General features: G+C 67.6%; 19 protein-coding genes. 5 read left to right on the top strand and 14 right to left on the bottom strand.

Features of this window, described 5'->3' with window-relative positions; all coding sequences use genetic code 11:
* Window positions 1-20: 20 nt before the first annotated feature.
* Both cydB and AADV74_RS04035 read right to left on the bottom strand, forming a co-directional pair.
* Window positions 21-1,028, bottom strand: coding sequence for a cytochrome d ubiquinol oxidase subunit II (cydB, locus tag AADV74_RS04040; protein ID WP_342112072.1), 1,008 nt, complete (start codon window positions 1,026-1,028; stop codon window positions 21-23).
* Between the two features lie 9 nt (window positions 1,029-1,037).
* Window positions 1,038-2,450, bottom strand: a complete 1,413-nt coding sequence (locus AADV74_RS04035) for a cytochrome ubiquinol oxidase subunit I (RefSeq protein ID WP_342112071.1) — start codon at window positions 2,448-2,450, stop codon at window positions 1,038-1,040.
* 89 nt (window positions 2,451-2,539) lie between these two features.
* Here AADV74_RS04035 and AADV74_RS04030 point away from each other — a divergent pair, with 89 nt between their 5' ends.
* Genes AADV74_RS04030 through AADV74_RS04020 form a run of 3 tightly spaced genes read left to right on the top strand, consistent with a single transcriptional unit; the run spans window position 2,540 to window position 4,542 of the window.
* Window positions 2,540-2,917: a BlaI/MecI/CopY family transcriptional regulator gene (locus tag AADV74_RS04030; protein WP_342112069.1), complete on the top strand. Its 378-nt coding sequence runs from the start codon at window positions 2,540-2,542 to the stop codon at window positions 2,915-2,917.
* A gap of 2 nt (window positions 2,918-2,919) precedes the next feature.
* Entirely contained in the window at window positions 2,920-3,807 is an 888-nt protein-coding gene (locus AADV74_RS04025; protein ID WP_342112067.1) for a M56 family metallopeptidase, read from the top strand.
* Between the two features lie 30 nt (window positions 3,808-3,837).
* On the top strand, window positions 3,838-4,542 hold the full coding sequence (locus AADV74_RS04020) for a DedA family protein (protein WP_342112065.1): 705 nt from the start codon (window positions 3,838-3,840) through the stop codon (window positions 4,540-4,542).
* 57 nt (window positions 4,543-4,599) lie between these two features.
* Here AADV74_RS04020 and AADV74_RS04015 read toward each other — a convergent pair whose 3' ends face one another.
* The 5 genes from AADV74_RS04015 to AADV74_RS03995 all read right to left on the bottom strand — a co-directional run bounded on the left by AADV74_RS04015 (window position 4,600) and on the right by AADV74_RS03995 (window position 8,646).
* A complete protein-coding gene (locus tag AADV74_RS04015) occupies window positions 4,600-5,532 on the bottom strand; it encodes an ABC transporter substrate-binding protein (protein WP_342112064.1) in 933 nt (310 codons plus the stop codon).
* The gene (locus tag AADV74_RS04010) at window positions 5,529-6,311 is read right to left on the bottom strand and encodes an ABC transporter permease (RefSeq protein ID WP_342112062.1); all 783 of its coding nucleotides are present in this window, start codon (window positions 6,309-6,311) and stop codon (window positions 5,529-5,531) included. The genes AADV74_RS04015 and AADV74_RS04010 overlap by 4 nt, the downstream gene beginning before the upstream one ends.
* The gene (locus tag AADV74_RS04005; protein WP_342112060.1) at window positions 6,308-7,003 is read right to left on the bottom strand and encodes an ABC transporter permease; all 696 of its coding nucleotides are present in this window, start codon (window positions 7,001-7,003) and stop codon (window positions 6,308-6,310) included. The genes AADV74_RS04010 and AADV74_RS04005 overlap by 4 nt, the downstream gene beginning before the upstream one ends.
* Complete coding sequence (locus tag AADV74_RS04000; RefSeq protein WP_342112059.1) at window positions 7,000-7,866, bottom strand: ABC transporter ATP-binding protein; 867 nt, start codon at window positions 7,864-7,866, stop codon at window positions 7,000-7,002. Before AADV74_RS04000 ends, AADV74_RS04005 begins: the two co-directional genes overlap by 4 nt.
* Before the next feature lie 126 nt (window positions 7,867-7,992).
* Window positions 7,993-8,646 (bottom strand): TetR/AcrR family transcriptional regulator, encoded by a 654-nt coding sequence (locus AADV74_RS03995; RefSeq protein ID WP_342112057.1) that lies wholly within the window; start codon window positions 8,644-8,646, stop codon window positions 7,993-7,995.
* A gap of 286 nt (window positions 8,647-8,932) precedes the next feature.
* On the opposite strand from AADV74_RS03995, the gene AADV74_RS03990 reads away from it, so the two are divergent.
* Complete coding sequence (locus AADV74_RS03990; protein ID WP_425287246.1) at window positions 8,933-9,820, top strand: App1 family protein phosphatidate phosphatase; 888 nt, start codon at window positions 8,933-8,935, stop codon at window positions 9,818-9,820.
* Window positions 9,821-9,918: 98 nt separating this feature from the next.
* On the opposite strand, the gene AADV74_RS03985 is transcribed toward AADV74_RS03990, so the two are convergent.
* Genes AADV74_RS03985 through AADV74_RS03975 form a run of 3 tightly spaced genes read right to left on the bottom strand, consistent with a single transcriptional unit; the run spans window position 9,919 to window position 13,631 of the window.
* Window positions 9,919-10,557, bottom strand: a complete 639-nt coding sequence (locus tag AADV74_RS03985) for a response regulator transcription factor (protein ID WP_342113093.1) — start codon at window positions 10,555-10,557, stop codon at window positions 9,919-9,921.
* A gap of 52 nt (window positions 10,558-10,609) precedes the next feature.
* The gene (locus AADV74_RS03980; protein WP_342112055.1) at window positions 10,610-12,058 is read right to left on the bottom strand and encodes a sensor histidine kinase; all 1,449 of its coding nucleotides are present in this window, start codon (window positions 12,056-12,058) and stop codon (window positions 10,610-10,612) included.
* A complete protein-coding gene (locus AADV74_RS03975; RefSeq protein ID WP_342112053.1) occupies window positions 12,048-13,631 on the bottom strand; it encodes a multicopper oxidase family protein in 1,584 nt (527 codons plus the stop codon). The genes AADV74_RS03980 and AADV74_RS03975 overlap by 11 nt, the downstream gene beginning before the upstream one ends.
* A gap of 309 nt (window positions 13,632-13,940) precedes the next feature.
* Between AADV74_RS03975 and AADV74_RS03970 the strand changes: the two genes are divergently transcribed.
* Window positions 13,941-14,216 (top strand): GIY-YIG nuclease family protein, encoded by a 276-nt coding sequence (locus AADV74_RS03970; protein ID WP_342112051.1) that lies wholly within the window; start codon window positions 13,941-13,943, stop codon window positions 14,214-14,216.
* A gap of 270 nt (window positions 14,217-14,486) precedes the next feature.
* Here the strand turns inward: AADV74_RS03970 and AADV74_RS03965 are convergent, their stop codons facing one another.
* The 4 genes from AADV74_RS03965 to AADV74_RS03950 are packed head-to-tail and all read right to left on the bottom strand — an operon-like array spanning window position 14,487 to window position 18,148.
* The gene (locus AADV74_RS03965) at window positions 14,487-15,941 is read right to left on the bottom strand and encodes an amidohydrolase (RefSeq protein WP_342112048.1); all 1,455 of its coding nucleotides are present in this window, start codon (window positions 15,939-15,941) and stop codon (window positions 14,487-14,489) included.
* Entirely contained in the window at window positions 15,938-16,570 is a 633-nt protein-coding gene (locus AADV74_RS03960; RefSeq protein WP_342112047.1) for an FMN-binding negative transcriptional regulator, read from the bottom strand. Before AADV74_RS03960 ends, AADV74_RS03965 begins: the two co-directional genes overlap by 4 nt.
* 52 nt (window positions 16,571-16,622) lie before the next feature.
* Window positions 16,623-17,597 carry an Fpg/Nei family DNA glycosylase gene (locus AADV74_RS03955; protein WP_342112045.1) on the bottom strand — a complete coding sequence of 325 codons (975 nt, stop codon included), beginning with the start codon at window positions 17,595-17,597 and terminating at the stop codon, window positions 16,623-16,625.
* A gap of 5 nt (window positions 17,598-17,602) precedes the next feature.
* Window positions 17,603-18,148: a ribose-5-phosphate isomerase gene (locus tag AADV74_RS03950; RefSeq protein ID WP_342112044.1), complete on the bottom strand. Its 546-nt coding sequence runs from the start codon at window positions 18,146-18,148 to the stop codon at window positions 17,603-17,605.
* Window positions 18,149-18,158: the final 10 nt, after the last annotated feature.

Below are 18,158 nucleotides of genomic sequence, written 5' to 3'. Positions count from 1 at the left end.
CAACGGTAGCGGGTGGCCCATCAGTGCTGTGCCGCCTCGATGTGCGCCCTCGTCACGCGCTTGCGGAAGATCCAGTAGGTCCAGCCCTGGTAGGCGAGGATGAGCGGCAGGAACACCAGAGCCGTCCAGCTCATCACCGTGAGCGTGTAGGTGGAGCTCGAGGCGTTCGCGATCGTGAGGCTGTTGGCCGGATCGTTGGAAGCCGGCATCACGTCGGGGAACGGCGCCGTGAACAGGGCGAGCACGGCGAAGGCGATCGTCGCGGCGCCGAGAGCGAAGGACCATCCCTCGGAGCCGGCGCGGTTGAGGTACCACGAACCGATCAGCGCCAGCGCTGCGAGGGCGGCGAGCACCAGGTACATGAAGGCGAACTCGGCGATGAAGGCGGTCCAGATCAGGAACAGCGCAGCGACGACGATGGTGATGAGTCCGGAGCGCACCGCGAGATTCCGAGCCCGCGCCCGCATCTCGTCTGTCGTCTTGAGCGAGACGAACACCACGCCGTGCGTGAAGAACAGCAACAGCGTCGTGAGTCCGCCGAGGAGGGCGTACGGGTTCAGCAGGTCGATGAGGGTGCCCGTGTAGTTGTGACCCTCGTCGAGCGGGACGCCCTGCACGATGTTGGCGAAGGCGACACCCCAGAGCAGCGCCGGCACTGCCGAGCCGACGATGATCATGCCGTCGAACCACGACGTCCACTGCGATCCCGGATGCTGGTGCCGATATTCGAAGGAGACTCCCCGCACGATGAGGGCGAGAAGGATGAGCAGGAGCGCCAGGTAGAAGCCGCTGAACAGGGTCGCGTACCACTCGGGGAACGCGGCGAAGAGGCAGGCGCCCGCCACGATGAGCCACGTCTCGTTGAGGTCCCAGACGGGACCGATCGTGTTGATGAGCACTCGGCGGTCCGCGTCGTCCTTACCGAGGAACGGCAGCGACATGCCGACGCCGAAGTCGAAGCCGTCGAGGACGAAGTAGCCGATGAACAGACCGGCGATGATCCAGAACCAGAGGGTGGGCAGATCCATCAGAGCCTCCTAGTAGACCGTCGTGAGCGGTTTGATCTCGCCGCTCTCGGCATCGGGTTCTGGCGCGGGTGCCGGCCCCTTCTGGGCGGCGCGCTTGATGAGCTTGAATTCGACCACGGCGAGGATGCCGTAGATCAGCGTGAACGCGATCAGCGAGATGAGCACCTCGAGGCCGGTGACATTGGGCGACACCGCGTCCTCCGTCTTCAGCAGGCTGAACACGATCCAGGGTTGCCTGCCCATCTCGGTGAAGATCCAGCCCATGATCATGGCCGCGAGCGACAGCGGGAACGACCAGATCGCCGCGCGCCACACCCACTTGTTCTTCGGCATCCGTCCCTTGCGGGTGAGCCAGAGGCCCACGACGGCGACGAAGACGTGCAGCAGGCCGAGGCCGATCATCCAGCGGAAAGCCCAATAGGTGATCCAGATGACCGGCGTGTAGTCGCCCGGGCCGTAGAGCTGGGTGTACTGGGCCTGCAGATCGTTGATGCCCTCGACGGTCCCATCGAGCGTGTGCGTCGAGAGGAACGACAACAGATACGGGATGCGGATGGAGAACAGCTCGCTGGTGCCATCGGGCGTTCCCCACGTGAAGATCGAGAATGAGGCATCCGCCCCCGTCGCCGTGTCGTAGAGCGCCTCGGCCGCCGCCATCTTCATGGGCTGCGTCTGCACCATGGCGAGACCGAGCTGGTCCCCCGACAGCGTGGTGAGGATGCCGGATGCCACCATCATCCAGAGGCCGAACTTGAGAGCCGGGCGCATGGTGACGAGGTTCTGGTTGCGGGCCAGATGCCAGGCCGCCACCGTGATGATGAGGCCGGCCGCCACCATGAACGACGCGAAGATCGTGTGCGGGAAGGCGGCGAGGGCCACCTTGTTGGTCAGCAGCGCCCAGATGTCGGTGAGCTCGGCCCGCCCGCGCGCCTCGTTCAGTTCGTACCCCACGGGGTTCTGCATGAACGCGTTCGCGGCGATGATGAAGTACGCCGACAGGATCGAGCCGATGCTCACCACCCAGATCGTCGCGAGGTGGAGGCCCTTCGGCAGTTTGTCCCAGCCGAAGATCCAGAGGCCGATGAACGTGGCCTCCAGGAAGAAGGCGAGCAGGCCCTCGAGGGCGAGCGGTGCGCCGAAGACGTCGCCGACGAAGCGCGAGTACGTCGACCAGTTCATGCCGAACTGGAACTCCTGCACGATTCCGGTCACGACGCCCATGGCGAAGTTGATGAGGAACAGCGTGCCGAAGAACCGGGTGAGCTGCAGGTAGTGCACCTTGCCTGTGCGGTACCACGCGGTCTGGTACACAGCGGCGGTCAGGCTCATGCCGATCGTGATCGGCACGAACAGGAAGTGGTAGATCGTCGTCAGCCCGAACTGCCAGCGCGACAGCAGCAGCGGATCCAGCCAGTCGTTCACGGGTGCTCCCCTCGATGATTTCTACACAGCGTAGAAACCAACTTCTACAGAGCGTAGAACACACTCACGCGAAACGGTATTCTGAACTTATGGCAACGCTGGGTGATCTCGAAAGAGCGGTGATGGACCTGCTCTGGGATGCCGCGACCCCGCTGACCGCCAACGAACTCCGCGACGCTCTCGAGGCCGGCGGCGCGACGACCGGCCGGCGAGACGTCGCGGCGACCACAGTGCTCACCGTGCTGTCGCGACTCGAGACCAAGGGGTTCGTCGACAGGGCCCGCGAGAGCCGCCCGCATCTCTACAGTGCCGTGAGCGGCCGCGCGGAGCACACGGCCGAGCTCATGCACGAGGTTCTCGGCACGGCATCCGACCGCGATGCCGCCCTCGCCCGGTTCGTCGGGCAGGTCAGCCCCGAGGAGGCCGAGATGCTGCGCACACTGCTCGCCTCGCGCGATCGGGCCTAGACGTGTTCGCTGCCTCCGTTGCCCTCGCCCTGATCGCCGTCGCACTCGCCTGGCCGGTGCCGATAGCCCTCGCCCGCGCCGGGTGGCCGTCGCGCACGCCCGGTCGCGCCCTCGCGCTCTGGCAGATCATCGCCCTCGCCGGCGGCACGAGCATGATCGGCGCGCTCCTGCTGTTCGGCTTCGCGCCCTTCGTCGGTGTCGGTGCCGCGGATGCCGGCCTGCTTCTGAGCGGCCTCATCAGTGGACCGCTGCCCGCGGGCGTGGGGGCCGTGCACATCGTGGCGCTGGGCGCGGCGGTGCTGCTCGGCGCGCACCTGCTCCTCAACCTCGGCACGACCGCCGTGCGCGCGGAGCGCAGCCGACGTCGGCACCACGCCTTGGTCGAACTGCTCAGCTCGCCGGTTCCCGGGCGCCCGGGCACCCGCATGCTCGACCACGCAGCACCCGTGGCGTACTGCCTGCCCGGGATGCACACGGTCACCGTCCTGTCCGAGGGGCTCGTCGACCTGCTCGACCGTGACCAACTCGACGCCGTGCTCGCCCACGAGCGCACCCACCTGCGTCAACACCACCACCTCGTGCTGCTGGCCTTCACCGCCTGGAACAGCGCACTGCCGTGGTTCCCGATCGCCAACCGTGCCGAGCGGGCCGTCGCCCTGCTGGTCGAGATGCTCGCCGACGACACCGCACGACGTGAGGTCGACGCGGCGACCCTCGCCACGGCGATCGCCCTCGTCGGATCCGCGTGGGGCGACGTGGCCCACGCCGACGTTCTGGGCGCAGCGCCCCGGCGGGCGTCGGGCGCTGGCGTCAGCTCTCCAGCCGAGAGGCCCGGCGCGCCCGTCGCCGGGGCGATCGGCGCGCGGATCTCCCGGCTTCTCGCAGCCTGATTCCCGGTCCGGTCGCCTAGGCTCGGGTCGATGAACGACGTCCTGCTGTGGATCCTCGAGACTGTGCAGTCGGTGGATCCGGTCCTGCGCACTCTGATCGCCGGCATCGGCATCATGCTCGAGACGTCGCTGCTCATCGGACTGGTCGTGCCGGGAGACTCGATCGTGCTCGTGGCGAGTACGGCCGTCGACGGCGCAGTGGAGTACTTCGCACTCATCGCCACGGTCGTGGTCGGCGCCCTGATCGGTGAGAGCATCGGGTTCTACCTCGGGCGGTGGTTCGGTCCCCGCATCCGTCGCAGCCGAGTCGGTGCCCGCATCGGTGAGAAGAACTGGCAGAGGGCCGAGCGCTACATCGAGCGGCGGGGCGGCATCGCCGTCTTCATCTCACGCTTCCTGCCCGTGCTGCACTCGCTGGTGCCCGTCACAGTCGGCATGAGCACGATGCGCTACCGACGCTTCCTGGCGTGGACGGCTCCGGCGAGCATCATCTGGGCCTTCGCCTACGTCTCCGTCGGGTCCGCTGCAGCCGGGAGCTTCCGCGAGACCAGCGAGAAGCTGCACTACGCCGGTTACATCTTCGTCGGCATCATCGTGGTCTTCCTCCTGCTCGTGCTCGTTGCGAAGAAGCTGTTGACACGCCTCGAGCGGAGGCACCTTGCCGATGACGACGCAGACAGCGGCACCGCGCCGGAGTCCGAGTCGCTGGACGCCCCTGGGCCGTCGGGAGAATGACGAACGGGCCGGATGCCGTGAGGCATCCGACCCGTCCCTGCAGTGAATCGCAGCGCGTTAGAGCAGACCGGCCTTGTCGAGCCAGTCCTTAGCGGCGGTGTTTGCCGACGCCTTCTCGTCACCCTCGACCCGCTCGCGCAGGTCGATGAGGTCGTCGGTCGTCAGCTTCGCCGAGATGGCGTCGAGCGCCTTCTCGAGCTCGTCCGAGGCGATCGACGAACTGAGCAGCGGGATCACGTTCTGCGCCGAGATGAGGTTCTCGGGGTCCTCCAGAACCAGGAGGTCCTTCGACTTGATGTCGGGGGACGTCGTGTAGATGTCGGCCACCTGCACCGTGTTGTCGGTGAGGGCCTTGACCGTGTCGGGCCCGCCGAAGTCCTCGATCGGCACGAAGGTCACGTCGTTCACCTTGTAGACCGACTTGAGACCCGGGATGCCGTAGCCGAGCTCACCGAACTGCGGGTTGGCGCCGAGGCTGAACGGCTCCACCTTGGTGAGATCGCCGATGGCCGTCAGGCCGTTCGCGTCGGCGAACTCCTTGGTGACGACATAGGCGTCCTTGTCCTCAGCGGCAGCAGACTTGTAGACGACGAGGTCGTCCTTCGCCACTGCATCGCCGAGGGCGCCATCGACGTCTTCAGTCGTGCGCTCGGTGTACTCGGTGTCGTAGTACGCGAGCAGGTTGCCGTTGTACTCCGGGATGAGGTTGATCGAGCCGTCCTGCAGAGCCGGGATGGTCTGCTGGCGCGGGCCGATGTTGAACTTCGTGCTCACGTCGAAGCCCTGGGCTTCGAGCGCCTGCGCGTAGATCTCGCCGAGGATCTCGCTCTCGGGGAATGCGAAGGATCCGACGACGATCGCGTCGCCGCCGCCTCCCCCCGAAGCTGTCTCTGGAGCGGTGGGATCTCCGGATGCGCACCCTGCCAGAGCCACGACAGCTCCGACCGCGACAACGCCGATGGCGATCCGGCCCTTCTTGAAAATACTCATGATTCCCTTTCCTGGATTGGTGTTCCCACCGTCGAGGACGGGCCTGGTGCCCGCCGACGAAGACTCTGTCGTTCAGTCTGGCGCGTGCTGCCGACACCCGGCGTCGCCGTGAGTCGTTGGATGACGGCGAAGACGCCGTCGATCATCAGTGCCAGTGCCGTGATGAGGATGGCGCCGCCGAGGATGCGGTCGTAGTCGTTGAGTCCGATGCCGCTGGCGATGATGCGGCCGAGACCCCCGAGTCCGACATAGGAGGCTATGACCACTGTCGCGATGACCTGGAGCACTCCCGCACGCAGACCGCCGATGATGAGCGGCAGCGAGAGCGGGATCTCGACCTTCGTGAGGATCTGCATCTCGGTCATCCCGCTCGCCCTGGCGGAGTCGATCGTCTGTCGGTCGACGGACTCCAGGCCGGAGTATGCGCCCGCGAGGATCGACGGGATGGCGAGCAGCACCAGCGCGATCATGGTGCCGACGAAGACTGCCGTGGTGCTGACCATCGAGTAGCCGAGCACCATCGTCAGGAAGAACAGCACACCCAGGGTCGGAAGCGCTCGCATGGCGCCGGTGAAGGAGATGACGAACTGCCGCCCCTTCCCCGTGTGCCCGATGTAGAAGCCGAGGGGCAGCGCTATCAGCGCGGCGACGAGCACCGACACGAAGGTGTAGAACAGGTGCTCGGCCAGTCGGTCCTGGATGGGCAGCGGGGACTGGGACCCCGCCACCCAATGGGTGGGATCGAAGATCCAGAGAATGGCGCCGAAGATGAGGTTCACGCGGCATCCGCCGCCTTGATCTGGAGCTGGAGAGCGGTCGACGCGGACCGGCTCCTCTTGTCGCCGCGACTCCACGGCAGCAGGACGCGTCCGATCAGCACGAGGACCACGTCGAACACCAGCGCGATGAGGAGGCTGGCGATGATGCCCGTCCCGACCTCCTCGAGGATGCCGCGCTGCTTGCCGTTCGTGAACAGGTAGCCGAGGTTCTCACTGCCGATCAGCACACCGACGGAGACGAGGGCGATCGTGCTCACCGACACCACGCGCATGCCGGCCAGGAGCACCGGGCCGGCGAGCGGGAATTCGACCTTCCAGAACTGCTGCCACCGTGAATACCCCATCGCGAGTGAGGCCTGCTTGACGTCGGGCGAGACCGAGGCGAAGGAGTCGGATGCCGCGCGCACCATGATGGCGACGGCGTAGATGCTGAGAGCGACGATCAGGTTGATGTCGCTCAGCACCTTCGTGCCGAGGATGGCCGGGAGGATGACGAAGAGCGGCAGCGAGGGGATCGTGTACAGCAGGCTCGTCGAGGTGATGATGATGCCGCGCGCAGCGCGCCCGGTGATGGCGAGCCGGCCGAGCGGCACCGCGATGACGAATCCGATGATGATCGGGATGATGCTCAGCCGGATGTGGTTGAGAGTCAGCTCGAGGACCAGTTCCCAGTTCGAGAGGAACCAGTTCACGACACTCTCACGTCCACGGGTACGCCGTCGGCCGACCGGGCGTCCCCGTCGATGAGGCCGGCAGGGCGGCCGGTGTCATCGACCACGAGGATCTGCCCACTGGCGGGGTCGCGGGGCTCCAGGTGCAGTCGCCGCTGGCCACGGTCGGCACCGATGAACGACGCCACGAAATCGTCGGCGGGATGCGCCAGGATCTCCGCCGGAGTGCCCACCTGGGCGACGATGCCACCGGTCTTGAACACGACGACCTGGTCTCCGAGGGTGAAAGCCTCGTCGATGTCATGGGTGACGAAGACGACGGTCTTGTCGAGATCCCGCTGCAGGCGCTTGAGCTCGTTCTGCAGCTCCACGCGCACGATGGGGTCGACGGCGCCGAACGGCTCGTCCATCAGCAGGATGTTGGGGTCGGCGGCGAGGGCGCGGGCGACGCCCACGCGCTGCTGCTGGCCGCCGGACAGCTGGCGGGGGTACTTGTCGGCGAGCGAACGGTCGAGGCCCACCGTGTCGAGCAGCTCGAGGGCACGCGTGCGCGCCTCGGCCTTCGACGTTCCCCGGAGCAGAGGGACTGTCGCCACGTTGTCGACGATGCGGCGGTGCGGGAGGAGGCCGCCGTTCTGCATGACATAGCCGATGCTGCGCCGCAGCTGGACGGGGTCGCTGCCTGAGACATCCGTGTCGTCGATGACGACCTGGCCGGCCGTCGGGTCGACCATGCGGTTGATCATGCGGAGCAACGTGGTCTTGCCGGACCCGGACGAGCCCACGAACACCGTGATGCGCCGAGACGGGATCAGCAGCGAGAAGTCGTCGACCGCCAGGGTGCCGTCAGGGAATCTCTTCGACACCGAGCGGAACTCGATCATGGGACGAACTCATTTCCTCGATGCAGCCGAATGGAACAGCGTCAGTGATCTACACAAACACCATTCGGCGCCCGAGGCAAAAAGGATTGCCGATTGAGGCGAATCTGTGACTAGCCCCTTGACAAGTCAGCCGGCGACTGGTCCGAAGAGTCCGGTGAGGTAACCGTGGAGCACTCGACGCGCCTCGTCGATGTAGCGCTCGTCGCCGTTCGAGTCGAAGGCGAAGGCGCGCGAGAGGATGGCGTCCATCATCTCGACGGCCACTTCGAGGTGGAACGCGAGGTCATCGCCGCCGTCGAGGCCGAAGACCTCGGTGAGCACATCGGAGTACAGCTTCGAGAACGGCATCTCGATGTCGTCTGCGCCGGCTGCGGCCGGGAGGCGCTCGCGGTCCACGAAGTGGATGATGCGGAAGCCGGGCTCGGAGCGGTAGAGCTCGACGAACGAGGTGATGCCCAGATCCACGGCGTCCCACCAGGTCGACGGAGTCTCGGTCTCGATGAGCGACACGATGCGGCTGCGGAATCGCGCGATGGCGCGCTCCCGGAGTGCCTGCAGGACCGCGATCCTGTCGGGGAAGTACCGATAGACGGTGCCGATCGAAGCGCCGGAGCGCTCGGCGATCATCGCCGTCGTGAGACGGTCGAAACCGATCTCGTCGACGATGGTCGCTGCTGCGTCGAGCAGTGCGTTCAGGCGGTCGGCTCCGCGCTGCTGGATGGGTTCCGTTCGCACGAGTGCGATGGGGAACTCAGCCCCGATGATGCTGCCTACCGGCACTGATCCTCCTTGGAAATTGCAACCTTTATTGTATGCATCCGAATGAGCGCTTCCTGAACGCGCTCTCAGGCGCCGTGCCCATGCGAAACTGGACCATATGGTCACTTCAGCGGATGCCGAGCCTCAGCGCTCCGTCGATAGCCCGACCATCCATCTCCTCGCCCGTTTCGAGGACATGCTCCACACGCGCCGCGAGGCCTGGGCCCGTAGGCACGGGCGAATTCCCCTGATCATTCCTTTTTCCGGGTACGGGTCGACGGAATGGACCCGGGTGCTCTGCAGGGTCATGCTGCAGAAGCCGGAACCCGTTCCGTCCGACCCGCCGACCCGCTCCGACCGCAAGCGTGCCAAGCGTCGGGAGCGCCTGCGGGGGTGGCGCAGCTTCGTCAGCGTCCCCCTGAATGGGGCCATGGTGTCGATCACCATCGACGGAGCGACCACCGAGGTGCGCGCCGACCGCGGTGGAGTGGTGGATGCCGTCATCCCGATCTCGCTCGAGGCCGGCTGGCACGTGGCGACGCTCAAGACCCCCGGGGGCGTCGCCGTCGAGGCACCGACGCAGATCATCGACCCCTCGGTGGAGTTCGGGATCGTCTCGGATGTCGACGACACCGTCATGGTCACCGCACTCCCGCGTCCCTTCGTCGCGGCGTGGAACACCTTCGTGCTCGACGAGCACGCGCGCATCCCGACTCCGGGAATGGCCGTGCTGATGGAACGTCTCGTGGCGGCGAACCCCGGATGCCCCGTCATCTACCTCTCCACGGGCGCCTGGAACGTGGCGCCGACGCTGACCCGCTTCCTGTCGCGCAACATCTATCCGGCCGGCGCCCTGCTGCTCACGGACTGGGGTCCTACCCACGACCGCTGGTTCCGCAGCGGCCAGGAGCACAAGCGCGACAACCTGCGCCGCCTCGCCGAGGAGTTCCCGAACATCAAGTGGCTGTTGATCGGCGACGACGGCCAGCACGACGAGGACATCTACCGTCGGTTCGCGGCCGAGCGACCCGGCCACGTTGCGGCCGTCGCCATCCGGCAGCTCTCGACAGGCGAGGCCGTTCTGGCCGGAGGGCGATCGAAGCCCGAGAAGGACATCGCCCCCGACGTTCCCTGGGTCTACTCGCCCGACGGTTCGGGCATCGTCGATCAGCTCGACGAGCTCGGGATCGTCTGACCCCTCGCTCGCTGAGGCCCGGACGAAGTCCGCGGTCGAAGCGCGGGTCGAGTGCGGTCAGTGTGCGACGCGCTTCGGGCGGTCGCTCCGCTCAGCCCTCAGCGAACGGGAAGCTGCAGGTACGCCAGTACCGCCAACACTCGGCGATGGTCGGAGCCCGAGCCCTCGAGACCGAGCTTCTGGAAGATGGCCGTGACGTTCTTCTCGACCGCCCCGATGCCGATGAACAGGCGCTCGGCGATGCCGGCGTTCGTGCGTCCCTCCGCCATCAGTTCGAGCACCTCGCGCTCACGCGGGGTGAGAGAGCCCAGAGGGTCGACGCGTCGGCCGATGAGCTCGCGGACGACCTGCGGGTCGAGTACCGTGCCGCCGACGCTCACCCGCGAGACTGCGTCCTTCAGTTCCTCGAGCGAGGCGACCCGGTCCTTCAACAGGTAGCCGACGCCGCCCTCGCCCGACGCCAGCAGTTCCTGTGCGTAGGCCCCTTCCACGTACTGACTGAGCAACAGGATGCCGATTCCGGGCATAGTGCGTCGAATGTGCACTGCCGCCCGCACCCCCTCGTCGCGGAAGGTGGGCGGCATCCGCACGTCGAGCACGACGAGGTCGGGCGCCACCTCCTCGATCTCGGCGATCAACGATTCCGCGTCACCGAAGGCGCCGACCGTCTCGAAGCCAGCCTCGTCGAACAGGCGCACCAGCCCCTCCCGGAGCAGCACCGAGTCCTCGGCCAGCATGATGCGGAGGGGAACCGGTGCAGCAGATGCGGTATCAGGCGTCGTCACCCTCTCAGGATAGGGCGGCGGCCTCCCCGGGCAGTGGGATGTGCGCACCGACAGTCGTCGGTCCGCCCATGGGGCTATCGATGACGAGCACACCGCGGAGGCCCGTGAGGCGCTCCTCCAGTCCGCTCAGTCCGTGCCCGGCGACGGCCGTCGCTCCTCCGGTGCCGTCGTCAATGACCCAGAGGTCGAGCCACCGAGGGCCGGGTGCCGAGGCCTCTGCGCCGGAGCCGGAGCCGTCTGCGGCATCCGTCACCGAATCGCCCCGTGTCGAGATCACCAGGCGGATGCTCGTGGCACCGGCGTGCTTGACGGCATTGGTGACCAACTCGGCGGCCACGAAGTAGGCGCTGCGCTCGATCTCGCCGGGCAGCCGCAGCTCGGGGTCGAGCGACGACTCGAGTCGCACGGGAACCGGGCTGCGGGTCGCGAGCGAGTCGAGTGCGCTCACCAGGCCGCGATCCTGCAGGATCGGCGGCGCGAATCCGCGCGAGAGGGCCCGCAGCTCCTCGAGCGTGTCGTGGGCCTGCAGACGGGCCTCGGCGAGCAGGGTCTTCGCCGCCTCGGGGTCGGTGTCGAGGCGCCGCTCGGCCGCGGCCAGATCCATCTGCAGCCGCACGAGCCTCTGCTGCGGGCCGTCGTGGATGTCGCGCTCCAGGCGACGCAGCGACCTGTCCTCGGCAGCCACGGCCGCCCCGCGGGAGGCGCTCAGGTCGGCGACCTCGCGGCGCAGCTCTTCGGAGCGCCACCCGCCGAGCACGCCGATGGCCACGCCCTGGTGCATGAGTGTCATCGAGCGGGTGACGAACGGCAGGGTGACGAGGAACAGGACCCCGACGATGAACTCGAACACGATCTCGCCGGTCATGCTGTCGACCTGCCACGTGTTGGCGGGGAACATCCAGTCGAGCACGACGTCGTGGACCCAGAACTCGCGATCGCCCATCGGGATGTAGCGCGCCCAGATCCAGAAGGTCACGCCACCGAGACCGATGGAGGTCCAGACGACGGTGATGGTCCAGCTGACGATGCTGATGACGGGCGCGATGATCATCGTGTGCAGCAGGTAGAGCCAGTAGTGGCCGTCGGCGACGGGTCCGAAGATGAAGCTCCCCCAGAATCCGGCACCATCGGTACGCGGCCGCCAGAGCGGTTGCCTGATGGCCGGACGGCCCGCCCAGCGCAGGCGCACGAGCTCGAGGACGCCGAAGCCGCGGCTGACGTAGAGGCTCGCGATCACGATGAAGATTCCGAAGACCAACACGAGCGAGCCGATGCCGGTCCAGAACAGTGGCGCGATGATCGAGAGACCGATGATGGCGATCGGCATGGTGAGCAGGAGGAACCCGAGCTCCTGCGGCACGCGTCGCCAGAGGGAGGCGTAGCCCGCCCAGCGCGATGGGGGCGCTGACGGTGTGGTGGTGGCGACAGTCGTCGCTGCGGTCTCAGTGCTCATGGTCTGCGTTCTCTCCTGGTGTCATTGTGACGTGCTGGCCGGGTTTCACGACCACGAACTGGCCCATCATCCCGAGGTCCTCGTGCCACAGCAGGTGGCAGTGGTGCATGAACGGATGCTCCGCCGAGGCGTAGTCCTCGAATCGCATGACGAGCTCGAACCGGCGCTGCGGCGGCAGGTAGATGGTGTCCTTCCAGCCGCCGAGCTCGGGTGGCGGCGGAGATCCGTCGATGGACGCGATCTGGAACTGCACGTCGTGGATGTGGAAGTTGTGCGGCCGGTCCATGTCGTTGACGACGTTCCAGACCTCGGTGTCGCCGAGGGTCACGACCTGGTCGATGCGGCCCATGTCCATCGACTCGCCGTTGATGGCGTAGCCGTCGAGTTCGAGTTCGCGGGTCGTTGCGGCATCCGCCGGATCGAGTCTCTCGATACTCGTGAGCGTCGGAGGTACGGATGCCACGGACTCGAGAGCCGCTGCAGCACGCAGTTCGAGCACGTCGAAGCTGTCGGCTCCTCCGTTCTGCGCGCCGCCGTCTCCATCGATGCCGAGGTCGGGCTTCACCGACCGCAGCACCGTCGTCTCACCCGGAAGCATGCGCACGACAATCTCGGCGCGCTCACCCGGCGAGAGGCGCAGATGCTCGAGCGCGGCCGGCTGCTCGAGCAGGCCGCCGTCGCTGGCCACGAGGTCGAAGCCGCGATCGTCGCTGAACCTGAAGGAGTAGGTGCGAGCCGTCGAGGCGTTGAGCAGCCGAAGCCGCACGAGCTCTGTCGACACGTCGAGATAGGGGCCGGCTGTGCCGTTCACCAGGATCTCGTTTCCCAGGGCGCCGACGAAGCCCTTGTTCGTGCCCTTGAGTTCCCCCGTGCTGTTGAACTGGGCGTCCTGCACGATGAGCGGCACGTCGTCGACACCGTACTCATGGGGCAGGGGCAGGGCGTCCTCCTCGGAATCCTGCACGTAGAACAGGCCGGCGAGGCCGTGCCGCACGTGCTCCTCGGTCTCCCCGTGTGGATGCGGGTGATACCAGAGGGTGGCTGCCGGCTGGTCGATGGTCCAGCTCGGCGACCAGTCGTCGCCGGGCTCGATCATCTGGTGCGGGCCGCCGTCCATCGCGGCCGGCAGGTGCATGCCGTGCCAGTGCACGCTCGTGGGCTCGGCCAGCTCGTTGCCGATGTCGACGCGTACCTTCTCACCCCGCTGGGCCACGAGCGTCGGGCCGAGGTAGGAGCCGTTGAACCCCCAGGTGGCGGTGGTGACGCCGGGGTGGAACTCCGTGCTTCCCGACTGGGCGGTGAGCTCGAAGACGCGCGTGCCGTCGGCGTCGACGGTGGACGGAGCCAGCGGCGGGATGGCGAGGGGGGTGGTGAAGTCGACGGCGCCCACGGTATCGACCCGACCACCGTCGAGCAGGCCCGGAATCATCGAACAGCCAGCGAGCACGCCGACGGCGGCCAGGAGGACGGCGGCGGATGCGGCCACGGCTACGACGGCGCGCGGGCGGCGGAGGCGCGAGCGCGACCGGAGCGCTGCGGTGTTCGGCGGGTTCAGGGTGGAGCGTTCTGGCATGCCTCCAGCCTCGCGAGGGGCGCCTGACGCGCCCATCCGGTCGGCATCCGGACTCGGGGTGGGGTTATCCCCCTACTGCCACCCGCTCGCTGAGGTCCGACGTAGTCGCGGCCGAAGCGCATCGAGTGCCCAGCAGCGCTTCGAGCGCGGACTGCTTCCGGCCCTCAGCGAGCCGATCCCCAGAACCCGCTCGCTGAGGCCCGACGTAGTCGCGGCCGAAGCGCGTTCACAGCCGCGAGAAGGCGACGAAAGTGCACAGATCTGTCGATCCGGCTGACTCGTCATGAGCAGACGGAGACAATCGGCGGCATGGCCTTCATGTACATCCTCGAATGCCGGGACGGCACGTTCTACACCGGCAGCACGACCCATCTCCGCGCACGCGTCGCTCAGCATCGAGAAGGCGATGGTGCGAAGTACACCGCTCGCCGGCGGCCGATCAGAGTGCGTTACTACGAGGAGTACGCCCGCATCGGCGAGGCGTTCGCGCGGGAGAAGATGGTCCAGGGCTGGAATCACGAGCGCAAGGAATGGCTTATCGAGCACGGTCCCGGTGTGAAGGTCGTTGCCGGGATGGAGATCTAGCAGCCGGAGCGCTTCGGGCGCGGACTCCGTCCGGCCCTCAGCGAGCGGAACTCCCCACTCCCGCCCGCGGAGGGCCAAGCGAAGCGACCGCCCGAAGCGCACTGCGACACAGGAGACGCTTCGGGCGCGGACTCCGTCCGGCCCTCAGCGAGCGGAACTCCACTCCCGCCCGCAGAGGGCCAAGCGAAGCGACCGCCCGAAGCGCACTGCGACACCGGAGCGGGTGAGAGCAGTTCGGAAGCGAGCCCGGCGTCCGGCGGTGAGCGGGCCTCAGAGCGCGCGGTGCGTGAAGCGGCCGGCGAGGAGCGTGGCGGATACAGGGAACGTGCGGATGGTGTCGACGGATGACGTGGTCGGGTCGGCGTCGACGATCACGAGGTCGGCTGGCTGGCCGACCTCGACGGTGCTGCGCGTCGAGGCTGCGACAGCCTCAGCCACGGTGATCGACTGCTCCGGATGCCACGGCTCGCGTCCGTCGCGAGCGCGGCCGACGGCGGCGGCGATGGTCACCCACGGGTCGAGCGGGGCGACAGGAGCGTCGGAGCCGAGGGCGAGGGTGGCGCCCGAATCGAGCAGGCTGCGCAGCATGAAGGCGCGCCCGGTGCGTCCGGCCCAATAGCGCTCGGCCACGTCGCGGTCGTCCATAGCGTGCTCGGGTTGCACGCTCGCCGTGACGCCGAGGGGCGCGAAGCGCGCGACATCCGTCGTGCTCAGCAACTGGGCGTGCTCGATGGAGCCGGCGACGCCGACGGCCTCCAGGGCATCGAGGGCGAGCGCATTGGCGTGGTCGCCGATGGCGTGCACGGCGGGCCGCAGGCCTGCGTCGCGAGCGGTTTCGAGCAGCGGCACGAGCTCCTCGGGGCCTACCGTGAGCAGCCCGAGGGCGTCGTCGCCGTCGAGGCCCGGGTACGGATCGAAACAGTACGCCGTGCGGGTGTTGAGGGAGCCGTCAGTGATGACCTTGAACGGCCCGACCCGTAGCAGCCCATCGCTGCCCGGCACGACGTCACCGGTGCGCAGGCCTGCGGCCGCTGCGTCCCCGAGGTGCTGGCGATACACGCCGAACTCCACTCGCAGGCCCGTGAGCCCGCCCGAGATGCGCCGCACCCAGACGTCGCGGTTCCAGGTCATCTCGAGGTCGACGATGCCGACGACGCCACGTCGGGCGGCAGCGGACGCGGCCTCCCGAGCCCAGCCGTCGAGCACATCGTCGGCAACGTCGTCGAGCGCGCGCACGACGACGAAGGCGTCGTCCTCGCGCAGCAGCCCCGTGGGGTGGCCGTCGAATCCGTGCAGCACGAGGGCGGCGGAATCGAGCCAGACGCTGTGCAGGTCACCGCTGACGAGTACCACCGGTACGGATGCCGCCACGGCATCGAGCAGCGCGGCCGTCGGCGGCTCGGGCCACAGTCCGTCGCGGAAGCCGAAGCCCACGACCTCTGTCGCACCGGCGGCGATGCGCTCGCCGACGAGAGCCACCACCTCGTCGGCGGAGGCTGCGGTGGACAGGTCGAGGCGGCGGGAGGTCAGAGCCCACTGGGTAAAGTGCACGTGGTTGTCCCAGAGACCGGGGAGGACGACGCGGCCGTCGAGCTCGATGCGGTCAGCGGCATCCGTCACTGCTGCACCGGCAGGCACGATGGCGACGATCGCACCGTGCTCGACCACGATGTCGACGGCGGTCTCGGTTCCGATGATGCGACCGCCGGCGAGCACCAGGGTCATACGTTCTCCCCGCGGGCGCGGCGCATCTCACGGGCGAGCTCGCGGCTGGTGTACACCGACCCGTTCTCGAGCTCGTCGATGATGCGGTCGACTGTTGCGGCCGGGCGATTCTGGCTCATCTTGTCCTTCGCGACGAACCGGTCGACCCTCATACGGAAGCCGACGGTGCCAACCACGATGCGCTCGGCGTAGGCCGTGTTCTCCAGCGTTCTGTTCATGCGGAACGGCTCGGGCATCCTGTCCTCGAAGTGATCGACGAGACGCTCGAGCACCTGCAGGTTCTCGGCGTCGGAGAGGATCTCGGGGGTGCCGTGCAGGTGCGCGACGACGAAGTTCCAGGTCGGAACCGCCGGGCTGCCGTCATACCAGCCCGGGGAGATGTAGCCGTGCGGACCCTGCACCACGATGAGCACCTCATGGCGGCCGAGCTCGTGAAGCAATTCGTCGGGACGCCCGACGTGGCTCTCGATGACGATGCCGTCGAGGTCCTCGCGGAGCACGATCGGATAGTGCGATGCGACGAGTTCCCCGGCATCCGTTCGAGAGACGATCGTGACCCACGGATTCTCGCGGATGAGTCGCTTCACGCCCTCGTCGCTCGCCAGGAGGAAGCTGGGGTTCTGTCTCATGCTGGTCCTCCATCGACGGTCACGCCCGGCCCGCTCCCCTGCTCGGCCGTGCTCATGCTTGGCATCGCGGGCACCAGTACAGCTTGCGGGCGGCCATCTCCTCGAGCACGATGTTCGTTCCGCAGACCCGACACGGCAGGCCCTCGCGCTTGTAGACCCAGTGCCTGTCGGCGCGGTTGGCCATGGCGTTGCGATACGAGTCGCCGTCGAGTCCGTCCATGGTCATCATCTGGCCGGTCTCCACGCCGATGCGCAGCAGGTGCACCCAGTCGCGCCAGAGGCCGCGCACGGTCTCGTCTGGCACGAGCCTGCCCGGCGTATGCGGGTTCACCCGTGCTCGGAACAGCATCTCGGCGCGGTAGACGTTGCCGATACCGCTCACGACCGACTGGTCCATGAGCAGCAGCGCGATGGGCGTCGGCTTCCGGCGAACCGTCGCCGTGAACCGCTCTTCGGACTCGACCTCGTCGTCATTGAGCGGGTCGGGGCCGAGCTTGGCGATCACCTCGGCCACCCGGGCCGCGTCGACGACCTCGCACGCCGTCGGGCCGCGCAGATCGGCGCAGACAGTGTCGGTGAGCAGGCGGGCCCGCACCTGGCCGACGGGCTCGGGCGGGAAGGCGTCAGTGACTTCGCCCGGCTTCTCAGACTCCGCCATGCGCACACGGGTCCGACGCGGGGCTCCGATCGAGTGCAGCGAGTTCTCGCCGGCCGAGTCGAGGATGGTGCCGCGCTGGTTCGTCTGGCCCATTCGTCCGTTGGCGGATGCGATTGTCGCGTCCATCTTGATCTCGCCGGCGAAGTCCCACGCCCCGTACATTCCGAGATGGACGCGCAACCAGAGACCGTTGTCGAACTCGAGGAACATCTGCTTGCCCACAGCGCGGGCGTCGACCATGGCGTGCCCGCTGATCAGTGCGGCATCCGCGGCGAACCGTCCCTGCGGACTCGAGACCGCGACCCGCTTGCCGAGGTAGTTGCGGGCGAACTGCCGCGTGATGCGATGAACGGAATGGCCCTCGGGCATCGGCGCTACGCCCTGAGGTCAGGGGTCTCGACGTCAGCATGGACGTCGGCCGAGGCGTCGTTCTGCGCGGACACGTACTTGCCGGCGATCACTCCGGTCGCCTCGAACTCGGCCAGCTGCGCGATGCGGCGAGCATGCCGCTCCTCGCCCGAGAACGGCTCGGCGATGAAGGCGTCGATGAAGCTCGTCGCCTCTTCCACAGTGTGCTGGCGCGCGCCGATGGAGATCACGTTGGCGTCGTTGTGCTGGCGTGCGAGCACGGCGGTGCTGAGGTTCCAGACCAGTGCGGCACGGATGCCGTCGACCTTGTTCGCCGCGATCTGCTCGCCGTTGCCCGACCCGCCGAACACCACGCCGAGAGTCTCGATGCCCGCGCGCTGGTCGCGCGCGACGGCGATGGCGGCGTTGATGCAGAACGACGGGTAGTCGTCGAGCGCGTCGTAGCTGGTCGGCCCATGGTCGACGACCTCGTGACCGGCCGCCGCGAGATGGGACTGGAGGTGCTCGCTGAAGTCCAGACCGGCGTGATCGGTGGCGATGTGGATGCGCATGGGATCCAGT

The organism is Leifsonia stereocauli, assembly GCF_038432415.1.
GTDB classification, from domain to species: domain Bacteria; phylum Actinomycetota; class Actinomycetes; order Actinomycetales; family Microbacteriaceae; genus Orlajensenia; species Orlajensenia stereocauli.
This window is presented reverse-complemented; position numbering and strand designations above follow the sequence as displayed.